The organism is Streptomyces sp. NPDC127190 (assembly GCF_042672505.1).
GTDB lineage: Bacteria > Actinomycetota > Actinomycetes > Streptomycetales > Streptomycetaceae > Streptomyces.
Genome location: NZ_JBHXVE010000011.1, coordinates 145103 through 162305 on the forward strand (window position 1 = coordinate 145103; position 17203 = coordinate 162305).

At 71.9% G+C, this 17203-nt stretch carries 18 protein-coding genes and 1 tRNA gene; 6 read left to right on the top strand and 13 right to left on the bottom strand.

What is annotated here, in order from left to right; genetic code table 11:
* Nucleotides 1–230: 230 nt before the first annotated feature.
* The 4 genes from ACFVIU_RS19075 to ACFVIU_RS19090 all read right to left on the bottom strand — a co-directional run bounded on the left by ACFVIU_RS19075 (nucleotide 231) and on the right by ACFVIU_RS19090 (nucleotide 5006).
* Nucleotides 231–1649 carry a GH1 family beta-glucosidase gene (locus ACFVIU_RS19075; protein ID WP_385843757.1) on the bottom strand — a complete coding sequence of 473 codons (1419 nt, stop codon included), beginning with the start codon at nucleotides 1647–1649 and terminating at the stop codon, nucleotides 231–233.
* A 101-nt stretch (nucleotides 1650–1750) separates the two neighbouring features.
* Nucleotides 1751–2656, bottom strand: coding sequence for a carbohydrate ABC transporter permease (locus tag ACFVIU_RS19080; RefSeq protein ID WP_385843758.1), 906 nt, complete (start codon nucleotides 2654–2656; stop codon nucleotides 1751–1753).
* Nucleotides 2657–2667: 11 nt separating this feature from the next.
* Nucleotides 2668–3678 (bottom strand): carbohydrate ABC transporter permease, encoded by a 1011-nt coding sequence (locus ACFVIU_RS19085; RefSeq protein WP_385843858.1) that lies wholly within the window; start codon nucleotides 3676–3678, stop codon nucleotides 2668–2670.
* A gap of 5 nt (nucleotides 3679–3683) precedes the next feature.
* Nucleotides 3684–5006, bottom strand: coding sequence for an ABC transporter substrate-binding protein (locus ACFVIU_RS19090; protein ID WP_385843759.1), 1323 nt, complete (start codon nucleotides 5004–5006; stop codon nucleotides 3684–3686).
* A 371-nt stretch (nucleotides 5007–5377) separates the two neighbouring features.
* On the opposite strand from ACFVIU_RS19090, the gene ACFVIU_RS19095 reads away from it, so the two are divergent.
* A complete protein-coding gene (locus ACFVIU_RS19095; protein ID WP_385843760.1) occupies nucleotides 5378–6433 on the top strand; it encodes a LacI family DNA-binding transcriptional regulator in 1056 nt (351 codons plus the stop codon).
* 64 nt (nucleotides 6434–6497) lie between these two features.
* Here the strand turns inward: ACFVIU_RS19095 and ACFVIU_RS19100 are convergent, their stop codons facing one another.
* Together ACFVIU_RS19100 and ACFVIU_RS19105 are read right to left on the bottom strand one after the other, a co-directional pair.
* Nucleotides 6498–7019 (bottom strand): GNAT family N-acetyltransferase, encoded by a 522-nt coding sequence (locus ACFVIU_RS19100; protein ID WP_385843761.1) that lies wholly within the window; start codon nucleotides 7017–7019, stop codon nucleotides 6498–6500.
* Nucleotides 7020–7029: 10 nt separating this feature from the next.
* Nucleotides 7030–7686, bottom strand: a complete 657-nt coding sequence (locus tag ACFVIU_RS19105; RefSeq protein WP_385843762.1) for a DUF998 domain-containing protein — start codon at nucleotides 7684–7686, stop codon at nucleotides 7030–7032.
* A 221-nt stretch (nucleotides 7687–7907) separates the two neighbouring features.
* Between ACFVIU_RS19105 and ACFVIU_RS19110 the strand changes: the two genes are divergently transcribed.
* Genes ACFVIU_RS19110 through ACFVIU_RS19120 form a run of 3 tightly spaced genes read left to right on the top strand, consistent with a single transcriptional unit; the run spans nucleotide 7908 to nucleotide 9915 of the window.
* Nucleotides 7908–8390, top strand: a complete 483-nt coding sequence (locus ACFVIU_RS19110; RefSeq protein ID WP_385843763.1) for a nuclear transport factor 2 family protein — start codon at nucleotides 7908–7910, stop codon at nucleotides 8388–8390.
* The gene (locus ACFVIU_RS19115) at nucleotides 8374–8907 is read left to right on the top strand and encodes an LUD domain-containing protein (protein WP_385843764.1); all 534 of its coding nucleotides are present in this window, start codon (nucleotides 8374–8376) and stop codon (nucleotides 8905–8907) included. Before ACFVIU_RS19110 ends, ACFVIU_RS19115 begins: the two co-directional genes overlap by 17 nt.
* Nucleotides 8908–8931: 24 nt before the next feature.
* Nucleotides 8932–9915: a hypothetical protein gene (locus ACFVIU_RS19120; protein WP_385843765.1), complete on the top strand. Its 984-nt coding sequence runs from the start codon at nucleotides 8932–8934 to the stop codon at nucleotides 9913–9915.
* A gap of 69 nt (nucleotides 9916–9984) precedes the next feature.
* On the opposite strand, the gene ACFVIU_RS19125 is transcribed toward ACFVIU_RS19120, so the two are convergent.
* The 7 genes from ACFVIU_RS19125 to ACFVIU_RS19155 all read right to left on the bottom strand — a co-directional run bounded on the left by ACFVIU_RS19125 (nucleotide 9985) and on the right by ACFVIU_RS19155 (nucleotide 15555).
* Nucleotides 9985–10719 carry an ArsR/SmtB family transcription factor gene (locus ACFVIU_RS19125; protein WP_385843766.1) on the bottom strand — a complete coding sequence of 245 codons (735 nt, stop codon included), beginning with the start codon at nucleotides 10717–10719 and terminating at the stop codon, nucleotides 9985–9987.
* Between the two features lie 61 nt (nucleotides 10720–10780).
* Nucleotides 10781–11698: a hypothetical protein gene (locus tag ACFVIU_RS19130; RefSeq protein WP_385843767.1), complete on the bottom strand. Its 918-nt coding sequence runs from the start codon at nucleotides 11696–11698 to the stop codon at nucleotides 10781–10783.
* A gap of 22 nt (nucleotides 11699–11720) precedes the next feature.
* Nucleotides 11721–12482 carry a hypothetical protein gene (locus ACFVIU_RS19135; RefSeq protein WP_385843768.1) on the bottom strand — a complete coding sequence of 254 codons (762 nt, stop codon included), beginning with the start codon at nucleotides 12480–12482 and terminating at the stop codon, nucleotides 11721–11723.
* Between the two features lie 262 nt (nucleotides 12483–12744).
* Nucleotides 12745–12817, bottom strand: a tRNA-His gene (locus ACFVIU_RS19140).
* Nucleotides 12818–12946: 129 nt separating this feature from the next.
* A complete protein-coding gene (orn, locus tag ACFVIU_RS19145) occupies nucleotides 12947–13549 on the bottom strand; it encodes an oligoribonuclease (RefSeq protein WP_385843769.1) in 603 nt (200 codons plus the stop codon).
* A gap of 134 nt (nucleotides 13550–13683) precedes the next feature.
* Complete coding sequence (locus ACFVIU_RS19150) at nucleotides 13684–14895, bottom strand: helix-turn-helix domain-containing protein (protein WP_385843770.1); 1212 nt, start codon at nucleotides 14893–14895, stop codon at nucleotides 13684–13686.
* Nucleotides 14896–15273: 378 nt separating this feature from the next.
* Entirely contained in the window at nucleotides 15274–15555 is a 282-nt protein-coding gene (locus tag ACFVIU_RS19155) for a hypothetical protein (protein ID WP_385843771.1), read from the bottom strand.
* Nucleotides 15556–15909: 354 nt separating this feature from the next.
* Here ACFVIU_RS19155 and ACFVIU_RS19160 point away from each other — a divergent pair, with 354 nt between their 5' ends.
* Together ACFVIU_RS19160 and ACFVIU_RS19165 are read left to right on the top strand one after the other, a co-directional pair.
* A complete protein-coding gene (locus ACFVIU_RS19160; protein ID WP_201830499.1) occupies nucleotides 15910–16437 on the top strand; it encodes a universal stress protein in 528 nt (175 codons plus the stop codon).
* A gap of 116 nt (nucleotides 16438–16553) precedes the next feature.
* Nucleotides 16554–17096 (top strand): hypothetical protein, encoded by a 543-nt coding sequence (locus ACFVIU_RS19165; protein ID WP_385843772.1) that lies wholly within the window; start codon nucleotides 16554–16556, stop codon nucleotides 17094–17096.
* The last annotated feature ends 107 nt before the right edge of the window (nucleotides 17097–17203 follow it).

The window sequence follows — 17203 nt, forward strand, 5'->3', positions numbered from 1 at the left end:
ACCCCCACCCGACCCCCCCCACCGCTACAACCGCTTACCCAACGGGTTCTGCGGGCAACACCACACCCCCTACCCCCCGGCCCGCCCCTGGTTCAGGGAGCGTGCCGGGGCTTCGGCATGGTGCCGGGAAACCGGGACGCGACCCACGCCCGGCCGGCACAGAAGGCAGGGCGGTACGGCGTCCCCCCACCCGGAACGCCGTACCGCCGGCTCCGGCGGAGCGGACCGGGTCAGGCCGTCGGCACCTCGGGCAGCGACCCGGTGCGGGCCACCTCCGCGTACCACCGGGCGCTCGACTTCGGCGTCCGCTCCAGCGTCGCGTAGTCCACGTGCACCAGGCCGAACCGCTTGGCGTAGCCGTACGACCACTCGAAGTTGTCCAGCAGCGACCACAGGTAGTACCCGCGGACGTCCGCCCCGTCCGCGATCGCCCGGCGCAGCGCCGACAGGTGGCCGTGCAGATAGGCGATGCGCTCCGGGTCGTGCACCCGGCCGTCGGCGTCCACCTTGTCCTCGTAGGCCGCGCCGTTCTCCGTGATGTACAGCGGCAGCCCGGGAGCCATACGGCTGTAGCGCATGATCAGCTCGTGCAGACCGGCCGGGTCGACCGTCCAGCCCATCTCGGTGCGCTCGCCCGGCGTCTGGTGGAAGGCCACGTCGTCCGCGCCCGGCCACGGCGAGAAGGAGCTGGCCCCGTGACCGTCGGCGCGGGGACCCGCGGGTGCCTTTTCCGCCGCCGACACCAGCGTGGGCGAGTAGTAGTTGAGGCCGAGCGCGTCCAGCGGCTGGTGGATGGCGCGCAGATCGCCGTCGAGCACGAACGACCAGTCGGTGACCGAGGAGGTCGCCTCCAGCAGCGTCGCCGGATACGCCCCGCGCAGCATCGGCCCGTGGAAGACCCCGTTGGCCAGGTCGTCGATCTTCTGGACCGCCGCCAGGTCCGCCGGGTCCTGCGAAACCGGCCGGACCACCGAGGAGTTGAGGCTGACCGCGACCGAGTTGCGGGTCGGCATCACCGCCCGCAGCGCCGAGATGCCCAGCCCGTGCCCGAGGTTGAGATGGTGGGCCGCGCGCAGCGCCGCCACCGGGTCGGTACGGCCGGGCGCGTGCACCCCGGAGCCGTACCCGAGGAAGGCGCTGCACCAGGGCTCGTTGAGCGTGATCCACTGCTCGACCCGGTCGCCCAGCGCCTCGCCGACGAGCTGCGCGTACTCGGCGTAGCGCAGGGCCGTGTCCCGGGCCGGCCAGCCGCCCGCGTCCTCCAGCTCCTGCGGCAGGTCCCAGTGGTAGAGGGTGACGGCGGGCTTGATGCCGTGCGCGAGCAACTCGTCCACCAGCCGGCGGTAGAAGTCCAGGCCCACCTGGACCGCGGGGCCCCGGCCGGTCGGCTGCACCCGCGGCCAGGAGACGGAGAAGCGGTACGCGGTCAGGCCCAGCTCCGCCATCAGCGCCACGTCCTCGCGCCAGCGGTGGTAGTGGTCGACAGCGATGTCACCGTGGTCGCCGCCGGCCGTCCTGCCCGGCGTATGGCTGAAGGTGTCCCAGATCGAGGGCGTACGGCCGTCCTCCCGCACCGCCCCCTCGATCTGGTACGCGGAGGTCGCGGCGCCCCAGAGGAAGGCGGGGGGAAAAGTAGCGGACTCAGACATGGAAGCGCTCCCAAAGAGGGTCGAGGAGACGACGGTGAGAAGGGGAGGGGACGAGAGGAGAGGGCCGGGGCGGTGCTGCCCCGGCCCGGGCGCGGCGGGCCTCAGCCCTTGACCGCGCCCTGCATGATGCCGCCGACGATCTGCTTGCCGAAGATCGCGAAGACCAGCAGCAGCGGCAGCGTGCCGAGCAGCGCGCCCGCCATGATCAGGGACTGGTCCGGGGTGTAGCCGCGGCCCAGCCCCGCGATGGCGACCTGCACGGTCGGATTGCCGTTCTGGGACAGCACCAGGAACGGCCACAGGAAGTCGTTCCAGGACTGCACGAACATCAGCATGCCGAGCACGGCCATCGCCGGCCGGGCCGCCGGGAACACCACGTGCCACACCACGCGCCAGCTGCTCGCGCCGTCCACCCGGGCGGCCTCGATCAGCTCGTCCGGCAGCGCCTGCACCAGGTACTGCCGCATGAAGAACACACCGAACGCGCTGACCAGCGACGGCAGGATCACCGCCTGCAACTGGTCGGACCAGTCCAGCTTGGCCACCATCATGAACAGCGGGATGATGCTGAGCTGCGGCGGCACCATCATGGTGCCGATCACCACCAGCATCAGCGCGTTACGGCCCTTGAAGCGCAGCTTGGCGAAGGCGAAGCCGGCGATCGTCGACAGGAACACGATGGTCAGCGCCGAGGTGCCCGCCACGATCGTGGTGTTCACGAACGCCTTGCCCAGGTTGGCGTCCGTCCATGCCACCCGGAGGTTGTTCATCAGGTTCGAGCCGAACCAGAACGGCGGCGGGGTCTCGGCCAGCCGGTTGTTGTCCCGGGAGGCGGCGATCGCCGTCCACACCAGGGGGAACAGTGAGCCGATGGTGAACAGCACCAGGACCACGTAGGTCACCGGCCCGGCGTGCAGCTGCCCGCCGGCCCGCCCGGCCTTGGCCCGCCGGGCCCGCGCCGTCTCGGGCGGCGCCTCGCCGGCGGGGTTGGTCAGGGTCGTCGTCACGGCTGGTTCTCCTAACTGCTGGCGCGCAGCCGGCGCGAGATGACGTAGTTGACGACCCCGATCAGGATGAGGATCAGGAACATCGTCCAGGCGATGGCGGAGGCCCGGCCCAGGTGCTGGTTCACCCAGCCCTGCTCGTACAGGTACAGGCCCAGCGTCTGGAACTGGTGATCGGTACCACCGGAGGCGCCCTTGATGGAGTCGAACATCAGTGGCTCGCCGAACAGCTGGCTCGCGCCGATGGTCGACACCACGGTGGTGAACAGGATGGTCGGCCGCAGCTGGGGCAGCGTCACATGGAAGAACTGCTGGAAGCGGTTGGCGCCGTCCAGCGCCGCCGACTCGTACAGGTCGTGCGGTACGGCCTGCATCGCGGCCAGGTAGATCAGCGCGTTGTAGCCGGTCCAGCGCCAGATGACGACGGAGGACACCGCGATCTGCGAGTACCACTTGTCGTTCTGCCAGTCGATCTTGTCGACGCCGACGAAGTGCAGCGCCCAGTTGATCATCCCGTAGTCACGGCCGAAGAGCAGCACGAAGACCAGCGAGGCCGCGGCGATCGAGGTCGCGTACGGCGCGAGCATCGCGACCCGGAAGAAGGTCGACGCGCGCAGCTTGTAGTTGAGGATGTGGGCGAGCCCCATCGCCATCAGCAGCTGCGGGACCGTCGAGATGATGCCGATGGTCAGGGTGTTCTTCGCCGCGTTCCAGAAGAAGTCGTCGTCGAAGATCCGGATGTAGTTGTGCATCCCCGCCCACTGCATGTCGGTGGGCGCCGTCAGCTCCACCGTGTGCAGCGAGGCCCAGCCGGTGTACACCAGCGGGAACAGGCCGAAGGCGAGGAAGAGCAGGAAGAACGGGGAGACGAAGGCGTACGGGCTCCAGCGCAGGTCTCGCTGCCACCGGCGGGACAGCCGGGCCCGGCGCCTGGTCTCGGCCGGGGACACGGGGTCCGCAACAGCGCGGGCGGGGGCCGCGCCCCGGTCGTGCACCGGGGACGCGGCGGTGTCGTGCCGGGACATACCGGTCACTTCTCCAGGTTGTTGTCGATCGTCTTGGTGGCCGTCTTCCAGGCGTCCTCGGGGGAGGTGCCCTTCGTCACGAGGATCACCCCGTTGTCGCCGAGGCCGGCCCCGATGATCTGGTCCTTCGGGCCGATGGGCTGGTGCGGGATGGACTTGGCGGCCTCGGCGAAGATCTGGCCGATCGGCGCGTCACCGGTCATGGCGTTCTTGGCGTTCTTGACCGAGGGCAGGTCGTAGGCGGCCGGCGCGCTCGGGAAGCTGCCCTGCACGCTGAAGAGCTTGGCCTGCTGGGCGGGGGCGGTGAGCCATTCGACCAGCGCATCCGCCTCCTTCACGTGCTTGCCGCTCTTCGGCACGGTCAGGAAGGTGCCGCCCCAGGCGCCCGCCTGCGGAGCGGGGGCCACGTCCCACTTGCCGGCGGCGTCCGGCTTCGACTGGCCCTTGAGGTAGCCGAGCATCCACGGCGGGCAGGCCACGGTCGCGAACTTGCTGTTGGCGATCGTCTGGTTCCAGGCCGGCTGGAACTGGGTCTGCGAGCCGACCAGCCCGTCCTTGGCGGCACGGGCGGCGATGTTGAAGCTGGTCCTGACGGCCGGGTTCGTCTTGTAGACGACGTTGCCCGAGGCGTCGTAGAACTTCTCCTTCAGGCTGGAGACGATCGCGTTCAGCAGGCCGCCGGGGGAGTCCATGAAGTAGGTGCCCTCGGGCGCCTTCTTCTTGTACTGCTCGCCGACGTCGACCAGCTTGTTCCAGTCGCCCGCCCACAGCTTGCCCACCGCGTCCCGGTCGGTGGGCAGCCCGGCCTTCTGGAACATGTCCTTGCGGTAGCAGATCGCCAGTGGCCCGATGTCGGTGCCGAGCCCGATGGTGCGGCCGTCCTTCGTGGCCTGGTCCCACTTCCAGTCCAGCCAGTTGCTCTTGTTCACGCCCGAAAGCTTGGAGAAGTCCTCCAGCTTGGCCGACTGGGTCTGCACGATCTCGGCGATGTTGCCGACCTCGACGGCCTGGATGTCCTGGAGGCCGCTGTTGGTGGTGAGGTGGTTGACCAGCGCCGGGTAGTAGTTCTCGTTCCGCTCGGTGACGTTCTCCTCGATCTTGATGTCGGGGTGGAGCCTCTCGTACTCGGCGTACAGGCCGGCCTCCTTGAAGCCCTGCGTACCGAAAAGCCCCAGGGTGATCGTGGTCTTGCCGCTTCCGCTGCCGCCGCCGTCGGCGCCACCGGAGCCGCCCTTGTCGTTGGCGCAGCCGGACAGCAGCCCGGCGCCGAGCGTCGCGACTGCCGCCAGGACCACCGCCCTGCGGGCGGTTCGGGTACGTGTGCGCATGTTGCGTCCTCCTGTTGCCCTGACGTGCGACCCCCCGGCCAACGGCATGGTTGGGCCCCTCAGTTGCTCGCTGCGGCTCGGGCGGGGAACGTGCGGGATATGTATGTGTCAGGTAGGGTGGGAGCGCTCCCATCGATGATGTGTTGAAGGGTCGTCGGTTCCCGGCGGCCTGTCAAGGGACCGGACAGCGCGAGCGGCGTTCGGTTATCGGGCCGTTAAGTGGACCGATTCCATCCGTTGCGCGCCGACAGGGCCAGACGCAAACCGGCCGTCCGTGCGGCGCCCGGTGCGGGACGGGGCCCCGGGGAGCGATCCCCAGGACTGTTACATTCCAGCCAGGAGCAGGAACTCGGTCGAGAGAGGCGGAGCCCATGGCAAGCCATGCGGGGCGGGGCCGGAGCGGAGGGCGGCCCACGCTCGAAGAGGTCGCCGCCCGGGCCGGGGTCGGACGGGGCACGGTGTCCCGCGTGATCAACGGCTCGCCCCGGGTCAGCGACGCCACCCGCGCCGCGGTCGAGGCGGCGGTCGCCGAACTCGGCTATGTCCCCAACACGGCGGCCCGCGCCCTCGCCGCCAACCGCACCGACGCCATCGCGCTCGTCGTCCCCGAGCCGGAGACCCGCTTCTTCACCGAGCCGTACTTCTCGGACATGCTGCGCGGCGTGGGAGCGGAACTCTCCGACACCGAGATGCAGCTGCTGCTGATCTTCGCGGGCAGCGACCGGGAGCGGCAGCGCCTCGCTCAGTACCTGGCCGCCCACCGGGTCGACGGCGTCCTGCTGGTCTCGGTGCACGCCGACGACCCGCTCCCCGACCTGCTGTCCCAGCTGGAGATCCCGGCCGTGATCAGCGGCCCCCGCTCGGCGGGCGAGACGCTCACCTCGGTGGACTCCGACAACTACGGCGGCGCCCGCGCGGCGGTCGAACACCTCCTCTCCCGCGGCCGGAGGCGCATCGCCCACATCACCGGCCGCCTGGACGTGTACGGCGCCCAGTGCCGGGCCGCGGGCTACCGGGACGCCCTGCTCTCGGCGGGCCGCAAACCCGAGCAACTCCTCATGGAACCCGGGGACTTCACGGAGGAGGGCGGCCGCCGGGCGATGACCGCGCTGCTCGACCAGGCCCCCGACCTGGACGCGGTCTTCGCCGGCTCGGACGTGATGGCGGCGGGCGCCCGCCAGGTGCTGCGCGAGGCGGGCCGCCGCATCCCCGACGACGTGGCCCTGGTCGGCTACGACGACTCGGTCATCGCCCGCCACATGGACCCGCCGCTGACCAGCGTCCGCCAGCCGATCGAGGAGATGGGCCGGGCGATGATCGACCTGCTGCTGTCGGACATCGCCGACCGCCGCCCGATGGCGTCCCGGGGCCTGGAACGCAGGCACGCGGTCCTGCCGGCGAAGCTGGTGCCGCGGGAGTCCTCGTAACGGGCCGCCCCCGCGGGCCGGTCGCTGCTGCATCGTGCGGTCCCAGCGGGGCGGTACGTCCGCCCTACGACTGCTCGGGCAGCACCTTCTCCAGCAGGCTGAACGCCCTGGCCACCCCGCCCGGCTGCGGCTTGCCCTCCGTGCGGCCCACGAGCCGGTAACCGGCCTGCCGGTAATAGGCGTTGAGCAGCGCGTTGTCCGCGACACAGTCCAGCCGCACCCGGCTCCGCCCGGCCGCGGCCACCCGCTGCTCGGCGGCCCGCAGCAGCAGCCTGCCGGTGCCGGGCGCGGCGGCCTCCCGGTCGACCATGAGCCGGTGCACATACCCGGCCACGGGCGGCTGCGGCCCCCAGGCGGCCTCGTCCTCCCACCACAACTCCCAGGCCCCGACCACCCGCCCCCCGGCCTCCGCGAGCCAGACCTCACCCTCCGCCATGACCCGCCGGAAGTGCCCCTCGTCCAACTCCCCGGGCCGCCACTGCCCGCTCACCCCCCGCCGGAGCATCCACCGGGCGGCCTCGTCCCGAAGCCGCACGAGAAGCCCGAGGTCGGTTTCGGTGGCGGAGCGAAGACAGAGATCATCCATGCTCCGATCCTTACACGTCGGCCCTCTCAACTCGCCCTGGGGCACGGCCGGTCAGCCCGACAGCGCCCGCGACCAGCACCCACACCAGCAGCGGGAACAGCGCCACCCGCTCCATTCCTCCCATGCCCAGCCCGAGGTAGTGGTGGGAGAGGAAGAGGCACAGGCCCGTGAGGCCCGTGAGGCCCAGCAGGGGGGTGGTCCGGCGCAGGGCGCGCGGGACGGCGGTCGCCGAGAGGCCGGGGCCCGCCGTCAGCAGGGCGATGTTGCCGCCTCCCATGATGAGCAGGGCGCCCAGGACGTGCGGGTTCTCGTGGACGTCCGCGGGGGCCAGCCCGGCCAGCAGGAAGCCCAGACCGGCCCCGGCCAGCAGGATCCGGGCCGAGAGGGCGGACGCGGACCGGCGCCACAGGGGGCCGGTCAGGACGGCGCCGAGGACGAGGAGCGTGCCCAGGGCGGCGAACGAACCGTTCATCAGGACGTGGTCGGGGGAGCAGACGTACCGTGGCTCGGGTTGCCGTTGCAGGGCGCAGTGTGCGTTTCCCAGGTCGCTGATGTTGTTCCGCGCCCAGCTGTACGGCCGTGACCAGGCCGACTCCACGACTGCCTGCACGGCGAAGAACTGCACCACAGCCGCGATCCACGCCCAGCATCCGATCCGGACCCTCATCCGTCCGTCCCCCTTTCCACCGCCGGATTTCCGTACCGGCCAGCGGATCACGCGGCCCCGGCCGCAGGCACTACGGCGAGCCGCCGGAGCGGGGTGGGGAAAGCCCCACGCCCCCCGATGTCACACTCCGGCGCGCAGGACGGTCGTAGAGGGGAGGTCGCCGTGCCTCGCATTCCGCACGGCTGCGTTGTCGTGCCGGGCAGACGAAGGGAAGGACACCGATGGACGACTTTCGAGCGATCGCCGACCGGGTCGAGATCGAGGCGCTGCGCGCCGAGTTCACCGACGCGGTGATGATGCGCGACCGCGCCCGCCTCGCCGGGCTGTTCACGCCGGACGGCGTACTGCGGATGCCGAACATCCCCGTCGAACTGGTCGGCCCGGAGCAGATCCGCGCCGGGGGCGAGCGGCTCCAGGAGCAGTGGGACTTCTTCGTGCAGAACACGCATCCGGGGACGGTCCGGATCGACGGGGACACCGCGACCGGCCGCGCCTACATCCACGAGGTCGCGCGCCTGAAGAACGGCGTGCAGGGGCTCAACCACGCCGTCTACCACGACAGCTACCGGCGCACACCGGACGGCTGGCGGTTCACCGAGCGGGTCTACGAGGTCCGCTACCTCGACACCTCCCCGCTGCCGGGCTCCGCGCCGACGAGCCCGGCGCCGACGGAGCACGGCGGCCGCCGTGGGGATCCTCGATGACGCCGCCGCCGCGCGGGCCCGTGTCAGGGATCTGGTTCCGGAGAAGGCGGAGGTGTTCACCGCGGCCGGCGAGACGCTCCGGCTGTCCGGCATCGACGACGGCATCCACACCGGCGACCGGTACCGGGCCGTCAAGCCCCGGGTACGTGCCATGGATCGCAGCGCCGAGGCCGACGACCTGCGGCGGCTGGTCGCCTGCCCGGACGTCGTCGTGGGCAGCGTCGCCGCGGTCACCGAGACCGGCTCCCTCGTCGCCGCCTCCGGCACCGGAAGCCGGCTGCCCGCGTACACCGGCGGCGCCGGGCGGGCGATCCGGGTCGTCGGGGCGCAGAAGGTGGTGCCCGACCTGGACACCGCGCTGCGCCGCCTCCAGGAGCACGCCCTCCCGCCGGAATCGGCCCGCGCCCAGGCGGCGTACGGCCGTCCCAGCACCGTCAGCCAACTCCTGGTCCTCAACGCCCCGCCCCGCTTCCGCCCGGGCACGGTCCTGCTGCTCGGCGAGGCCATCGGGTTCTGAGGGGAGTCCGCCTACACTCACCCGGTGATCACCGACGGCTTCCCGCTCGCCGAACTCGCCGAACTCGCCGGCCGCTGGGACGAGATCCGGCAGGAGTACGACGACTTCCACAACGACGCGTATGACCGGGCGGCCCTCGACTGCGCCGCCCGGCTCGCCGCCGACCCGGGCGGCCCGTCGTCCCCGGTGTGGACGCTCGGTCTCCTGCTGATGGCGCCCTATGTCGCCACGGGGCCGGGCGAGGGCGTCGTACCGGCGGTCACGGCGGCCCTGACGGCAACCGACGCGGCCCTGCGCGACCGGCCCTGCGCGCACGAGACGCACCCCTGGCAGGAGCACGACGCCGAGTACGACGAGGACCTCGCCCGGCAGGTGTGCGCCCTCGCCGACCCGGCGTCCGTGTGGGAGGAGTACCACCCGCGCGAGCAGTGGCTCTGTCCGCGCAACGTCGCCGGGTTCGCGCGGATCGCGCTGGACGTGATCGAACCCGGTTCGGCCGGGGACGTTCCGCCCAGGCTCCCGGTGGGGGAACAGGACGCCATCGACACGCTGTCCGCGCTGCTGCACGGCTACCCGGAGCCGGGGACCGACGTCGGCGAGACGATCCGCCGGCAGGCGGACGCACTGCGGTGGGCCGCCCCGGCGGACCGGCCCGGCCGGCTGCTGGCCGTCGTGGCGGTCGGCCGGCACGCGGCTTCCGACGCCGTACGGGACACCGCCGTGCTCGACGACCTGATCGGGGCGCTGGAGCAGGTGCTGCCGCACCTCGCCGACGCTACCTGCGCGCACGGCCGGCATCCGGCCCCGCCCCGGTGGGCCCCGGACGCCGCGGCACTGGGGATCACCCTGAGCAGCCCCGGAGGGCGTGCCCTGTACGCCCGCGACCGCGGGGAGGACCCCGCGGTCGAGGAGATGCTGTGCCCGGTCGCCCTGGCTCAGCCGGCCGGGGAGTCGCTGACGGCGCTGCGCGCCCGGCGCGGCCGGCTCCTGGGCGGCGACGGCGGCTGAGGGCCGCTCTTGCTCCTCCGTCGTGCGACCTGGAGGAAAAGCCCTGGCCAGGGCGGGTCCCGGGTGCGGTCAGTGGCCGTTGTCGGGGGAGGTCAGCCGGTCCGGGGGGACATGGAAGCGGTCGGTGAACGCCTGCCGGCCGGCCGGTGTCAGCGCCAGGGCCCGGCTGGTGCCGATCCGGGTGATCCAGCCCGCGGCCAGGGCGTGGGAGCAGACCGCCGCTCCCACGGCGCCGCCCAGATGGGGGCGGCGCTCGGTCCAGTCCAGGCAGGACCGCACCAGCGGGCGCCGGGACGCGGTGGGCAGCGCGGTGCCGTGCTCGGCCAGAGCGGCGGATCCCGCCCGGGTCAGGGACGGCTGCGGGTCCCAGGCGATCACACCGTCCGCGAGCAGGGCGTCCGTCACGGCCAGGCCCAGGGCACCGGCGAGATGGTCGTAGCAGAGCCGGGCGCGGCCCAGCGCACGGGACCGGCCGGCCGCGCCGAGGGAGGCGGGCCGGGCGGGGCCGCGCGGGGCGATCTCGGCGAGGGACTCGATCAGGGCCGCCACCTTGGGGCCGGCGAGCCGGACATAGCGGTGCCGGCCCTGCCGTTCCTCGGCCAGCAGACCCCCGCCCACCAGCAGGTTCAGATGCTCGCTGGCCGTCGAAGGTGCCACACCGGTGTACCGGGCCAGCTCGCGCGCCGTCCAGGCCCGGCCGTCCAGCAGGGCCAGGCAGATACCGGCGCGTGTGCCGTCCGCGAGCAGCCGGGCCACCGCCGCGAGATCGACACCGACGTCCTTGTTCGTGCTGTCCGCACCCATGCGTCACGTATCCCGGCCGACGGTTCGGCGCCCACCGAACCCTGCCGAACCGTCAGCGTGGTCAGCCGGGCAGGGACGCGACGACCCGGTCCAGCTCCTCGGGGGTCAGCGGCCGGCCCCACAGGGCGAGGGTCCACTGCCAGGTCCCGTCCGCCCAGTGGTGCACGTACGCCTCCGGGTCCGCGACCCAGCCGGGCTCGAACAGCGGGGCGTCCGGCCGCTGCCGTACCAGCACGGCCATGGCCGGAGTGCCCGCCGGGGCACCCTCGTTGTAGAGGTCCAGGGCGAGCAGACCGGTGGTGAGGTCGCCGTCGAACACCCGGGGCTCGAAGTGCGCGCGCCCGCCGGGCCAGAAGGCGGGGACGGGCAGACTCTCCGCACCGTGGTGCGCGGCGACCTCGGCGCGCCGCTTCTGCCGGGCCTCCTCGGCCGCCGTAAGGGCCTCGGTCCACCGGAAGCGGGCGTCCGGCAGGCCGGGAGGAAACTCCAGCCCGGACAGCTCCTCGCGGTAGCCGCTCTCCTCGACCGCCGCCGACAGCAGGATGCCCGCCGCGGGGTCGACGACCACCCGCAACGGCTGCGGCAGCGCCGGGGTGCGCAGCGTGACCGCCCACGCCGGGCGCCCCTCGTGCCGTACCCGCTCCGGTTCGCCCACGGCGTCGGCCGCGGCCAGCGCCGGGCTGTGCGCGCAGGTGATCAGCCGGTCCGGCGAGGGGGCCAGGTCCCAGGGGAACCGCGGCCCGAAGCCGAGCCCGGCCGGCCCGCCCTGCCCCGTGTCGATGGTGATGTCCCCGTCCCCGTGGTCGAGGAACCAGTCCCCCGGGGGCCGGTAGGCGAAGGACACGGTACGGCGCACCGGGCTGGCGGGCGGCCAGCCCCGCCCGTCGTCGCGCCGCGGCTGGACGGAGAGGTGGCGGCCCACCACGGCGGGCTTGGGCGTGCGGTCGAGGAGTTCACGCAGCTCGGTCCAGCTCGCCATGGGGGCCTCCAGCGCCGTCGGCTCAACTGCCGTCGCCCGTACTGTGGCACAGCTTGGTGGTCGTCTTGGTGACGCAGACGTCCCAGCCGCGGAACTTCTCGCCGGGCTTGCCGTCGTCGCCGATCGCCTCGGAGCCGTCGTGGAACTCCACCAGCAGCTTGATCATGGGGAACTTGGTGACCACGGGGGTGCTGCCGAAGTTCTTCACGATGTACTGCTTGTTGACGGCGACCGCGGGACCCGCCGGGCCCTGCGCCCCGTCGTGCTTCCAGGTCGAGCAGGTCTTGTCCTTGGCGTGCGGGATGTTGACCCCGCACTCGTAGGTGTACTCCATGTGGAAGTCCGAGGAACCCGTGTAGCGGCGCCCGTAGAAGGTGATCTCCCAGTTCTTGGAGGTCCTGCCGCGCACGTACTCCTTGATGGCCACCACGACCTGCTGGATCGCGTGGCACTCGTGGGCGTCGCAGTGCGCCTCGATGGCGTACACGTCGGCCGACTTGTAGATGTAGTCCGTGGGGGTGGTCCCCTTGCGCAGCTTGTACCCGCGGGGCGTGTCCGTGTCCGGGGTCACGGAGCGCTCCCCGGTGAGCAGGGCGCGCGCGGAGGCCGGGAGGGCGGACACCGCCGTCGCCCCGTTCGCCGGCAGCGGCCGGTCGGAGAAGAAGCGGATCGTCTGGGAGGTCTGGGCCGGGGCGTGGGCCGGCGCGGCCCCCGTGGCACCGGCGACGGCCGCCACCACCGCTGTCGCGGCGAGGACGGTGGTGCGTGCACGACTGCGTGACATTGCGTTCCCCTCGTGTGAGACGAATCGCCACGCGCCGCGTCCGGTCGTGACGCGCCGTCAGGTGGGTCGCGCGTGGCGAGGCAGTGCTCTGACGCAGGGGCCATCCTGGCGCACACCGGGCCGCCCGGCCCCGCGCAACGCAGGGACTGCACACTCGGAAGAGCGGCCTCCGCCGCTCGTCCGGGAAGCGGCGCGGTCCTGCCCGGGAAAACGGAACAGCCGGTGACCCGTCTTTCGACGGAGCCACCGGCTGGTCACCGAGGGTGAGTGACGGGACTCGAACCCGCGACATCCTGGACCACAACCAGGTGCTCTACCAGCTGAGCTACACCCACCACGACCGGCGGTGGAACTTGTCGTTTCCCCGACCGGCCGAGAAGAAGTCTACAGGGTCCGAAGGGGTGCTCGCGCACACGTTTTCGCGCGGGCCTTCCGGCGGGCTTCTCGGGGCCGCGACCGGCAGGTCAGGGCGCGGGCAGGACGTGCTTGGCGGCGATCGCCTTCGCGGTCTCGGAGTCGGGCCCGGGCTGCGGCACGAAGACGGCCTCGCGGTAGTAGCGCAGTTCGGCGATGGACTCGCGGATGTCGGCCAGCGCCCGGTGGTTGCCGTTCTTCTCCGGGCTGTTGAAGTAGGCCCGCGGGTACCAGCGCCGGGCCAGCTCCTTGATGGAGGAGACGTCGACGATCCGGTAGTGGAGGTAGTCCTCCAGGGTCGGCATGTCCCGCAGCAGGAAGCCGCGGTCGGTGCCCACGGAGTTCCCGCACAGCGGGGCCTTGCCGGGCTCCTTCACATGCTCCTTCACATACGCCAGCACCTGCTGCTCGGCATCCTCCAGCGTCGTGCCGTTCGGCAGCTCCGCGAGCAGGCCGGACGCGGTGTGCATCTGACGCACCACCTCCGGCATCGTCTCCAGCGCCCGCTCCGGCGGGCGGATGACGATGTCGACCCCCTCGCCGAGTACGTTCAGCTCGGAGTCGGTGACGAGGGCGGCCACCTCGATGAGAGCGTCGTCGGACAGCGAGAGGCCGGTCATCTCGCAGTCGATCCACACCATGCGATCGTTCATGTGTCTCACCTTACGGCGCGCCGCCGCGAGCGGAACCGAGCGTGCACCCGCACAGGAGCGAGAAAAGACGGCCAGAAGACAAGGGGGAGGGGGCGGAGTACGAGACTCCGCCCCCTCCCTTCCTCACTCCTCGCTCAGCTGGCGCTGCGCGGCCCCGGCAGCAGGCTCACCGCGCCGGCCGGCGTACGGCGGCTCTGCATCGGCACCCCGCTGTCCGGGTGCAGCACCGCGGGCCCGTGGCCGACGGGACCGTGACCCGACAGACCCATCGGGGACGGGTGCCCCGGCTGGACGGCCGGCGCCTCCGCCTCCTCCGGCCGGTCGCCCTGGGGCCTGCGGGCCCGGTAGGCGGCCCGGTAGGCGGCGGGGGAGGAGCCGAGCTGGCGGCGGAAGTGGCCACGCAGGGCCACCGGGGAGCGGAAGCCGCAGCGTCCCGCGACCTCGTCCACCGAGTAGTCCGACGTCTCCAGCAGCCGCTGCGCCTGGAGCACCCGCTGGGTGATCAGCCACTGGAGCGGTGCGCTGCCGGTCAGTGAGCGGAACCGGCGGTCGAACGTGCGGCGGCTCATATAGGCGCGTGCCGCCAGGGTCTCCACGTCGAACTGCTCGTGGAGGTGTTCCAGCGCCCAGGCGACGACCTCGGCGAGCGGGTCGGCGCCGATCTCCTCGGGTAAAGACCGGTCGAGGTAGCGTTCCTGCCCGCCCGACCGGCGCGGCGGGACCACCAGGCGCCGGGCGAGCGCGCCGGCCGCCTCGTTGCCGTGGTCCGTGCGCACGATGTGGAGACAGAGGTCGATCCCGGCGGCCGTACCGGCCGACGTCAGCACATCGCCGTCGTCGACGAACAGCTCCCGTGGATCGACGTGCACCGACGGGTAGCGCTTGGCCAGCGTCGGCGCGTACATCCAGTGGGTGGTCGCCGGGCGTCCGTCCAGCAGTCCGGCCGCGGCGAGCACGAACGCGCCCGTGCACAGCCCGACGATGCGGGCGCCCTCCTCATGGGCCCGGCGCAGCGCGTCGAGCGCTTCTTCGGGCGGTGGTGAGGTGATCGACCGCCAGGCCGGTACGACGACCGTCCCGGCGCGTGAGATCGCCTCCAGTCCATGCGGCGCGGAGAGTTCCAGGCCCCCGGTGGTGCGCAGCGGGCCTTCCTCGCCGGCGCACACCAGCAGCCGGTAGCGCGGTACCCCGGCGTCCTGGCGGTCGATTCCGAACACCGACAGCGGAATGGAACTCTCGAAGATGGGACCGCCGCTGAACAGCAGCACCGCGACGATCTCCTTGCGGCGTCGCCCGGAGAGTTTCCGGGCTGCGGCATCCGGCGCGGCGGTGGAGTCGTGGCTCATACTGCTAAGCCCCCCTCGGTGGTCGCGGCTCCTCGGTTGTGTCGCTCCTGCACGTTTCCCCTCGGTCCTGCACGAGTCCCCCGCCGTAAGCAAGTCAAGATCGAATCTACTGGGTCCCGCGGTCTCACGGTGACCAGTTCCACACGCCCCAGATTGTCGACATGACAACTTGGCGTGAAGCATTCGATCACGAAGCGTTGCACTCGCGGAGCGCGCAGGGAAGTGCGCCTTGTCGCGGTGGCCAAACCGCGTAGGGTGCGCAGCCGCCCGTAGACCCTTTCCGTGCAGGTGGAACGGGGGTTTGGGGGTGGTCGGGACCCCCCTGGGGCGATATCCAGAAGTTGGCTGAAAAGAAGCGTTCCGAAGCGCAGAAACAGGTCAGTCGGTCGGTGTCTGTCCCCGGGTGTGACGTCCGCCTCTTTGCGCGACGCAACGGTCGCCGTAGCGCTCCGCGCACCGCTCCGAGCGCCGCAGCAGCACCCGGCAGACGGCGGTGACGGCGGCCAGGCCCAGCGCCGCGCCCGTCGCGCCGGCCAGCGAGGTGCCGTAGCCGACCAGGACGACGGGGACCACGACGCAGCTGAACGCGGCCCAGCGGATCACCGCGCTCGCGCTGTCCGGCGCGGCGGGCGGCTCGCTGCTGGAGCGGTGTCCGGGCATCTCGTCACTCCCTGGGGCGGTGGCTCACCCCTTCAACGCCCGGGCGACCGGTCGGTCACCGGCCGTACGCCGGGGATCCCCGGGAAGCGTGTGCAAACCGCCTGTACGGGGCAGCAACCATTGCGTTACGGGCGCGGCTCGTGCATGCTCCGGTGAACCCCTGCGGACGTCGGGGGAGCGCTCCGCTTACGGAGCGTGTGCGGGAACTGGGCTCCGGAGGCGTGCCGCCGTACCCTTGGGGGTATGGGGTTGGGAAGATGTTTCCCGGACACAGCTCCGGGCACGGCTCCACCGCGCAGTTCCGTCGTACGACTGTCGTCCCACCCATAAAAGGATCACAACGCCGAGACAGCCATGGCCGGTCACGAATTCTTCGAACCCGCGGACCGCAAGCGGCCGGTCGCCGATCCCACGGCGGCCGATCCCCTGGCGGCGGCAGAGTCACGCCCTTCCTGCGATCCCGCCTTCCGGCACGGAGTCGTCGTCGGCTTCGACGGGTCCACCTCCAGTGAGCGCGCCCTCGCCTACGCCATCGGCATGGCCCATCGCTCCGGCTCCGGTCTGATCATCGTCCATGTGGCCAACCGGCTGCCCACCACGGTGTGGGCCGGCTGCGAGCCGCCCGTCTTCGTCGACGTCCCGGACCACCGCACCGAGGTCCTGGGGCTGGAACTGGCCTGCGCGGACTATCTGGCCGAGGTGCCCTGGATCCTGGTCGAGCGGGGCGGGGACATCTGCCACGAACTCGAAGAGGTGGGGCGGGAGTACGAGGCGGACGCGATCGTCGTCGGCTCCACGCACGGCATCGTGGGCCGGATCTTCGGCTCGGTGGCCGGCCGGCTCGCCAAGCGGGCGAAGCGGCCCGTCATCGTCATCCCCTGAGTCGCCCAACTCCCTTTGTGCAACGCGAAACTACTCGCGCGTAGAGGTGGTTTGTGCCCTTGTGAAGGGCATATATCGGTCACCCGCGCAACAGCACAGCATGAAGGGAGCCCGCCGTGGACAACGGAAGTACTACGGTGGTCGGCCGACTCGCCCTGGGCATCACCCTGTTGGCGTTCGGTCTCGGTACGACAGGCGTGATCCACGGGGTGGCCGCGTCCGACGCCGTGTCAGTGGCCCACTATGTGGGCGGAGTTGCCCTGTTCCTGGTCGGCCTGCTGGCCTTCCGCGGCGGCGACGGCGTGTCCGGCACGGGCTTCGCGGCCCTCGGCGCGCTGTGGTTCACCTGGGCGGTCGGCGGTCACTCCTCCGCCAACGCGGCCGGACTCTTCCTGCTCCTCTTCGCCCTGGTGGCGCTCACCCTGACCCTCGCGGGCGGGGACGGCCTCGGCCAGGTCGTGTACGGGCTGCTGTTCCTGGCGATGCTGGTGCTGGCCGTCTCGGCCTTCGCCGACAGCTCTTCCCTGGCGAAGGTCGGGGGCTGGGTGGCGGCTGTCTCGGGTGCGGTGGCCTGGTACGCGGCCACGGCCGCTGTCACGCACTGGCCGACAGCGCTTCCCCGGCGTGCCGCCGGCCGGGGGGTGACGGCCACCGGCTGATCCGCAGCGGCACGTGAATGGACCCCCACGTGAAGGTGGCCACGTAGGGGTCCGTTCTGTTGTCGCGCCTGTGCAGGTGCGTGGGGGCTGGTCGCGCAGTTCCCCGC